The organism is Stenotrophomonas sp. SrG, assembly GCF_050031795.1.
GTDB lineage: Bacteria > Pseudomonadota > Gammaproteobacteria > Xanthomonadales > Xanthomonadaceae > Stenotrophomonas > Stenotrophomonas rhizophila_A.
In genome coordinates, this window is the sequence record NZ_JBNBBE010001612.1 from 1 (window position 1) to 232 (window position 232).

At 77.6% G+C, this 232-nt stretch carries 1 pseudogene; it reads left to right on the forward strand.

What is annotated here, in order from left to right:
- A pseudogene (locus ACQG3P_RS24815) lies at nt 1-232 on the forward strand (YecA family protein); the annotation flags it as partial.

The window sequence follows — 232 nt, forward strand, 5'->3', positions numbered from 1 at the left end:
CCCGCGGCGCCGCTGGCCGACCGCCCTTTCGCCTGCGAGCCGCCGCTCAGCGACAGCGATGCCCCCGCGGCGCAGGCCGATGCGCTGCTCACCGGGGCGCGTGCGTTCCCGGGCGGCTTCGGCCTCGGTGCGGGCCAGCAGCGTCCCACCCTGTCCGATGAAGCGGCTGAGGCGCGCAACGACGTGCCGCGAATGCCCAGGCCACGAGCCCGGCGGAGGGGAGCGGCAACGG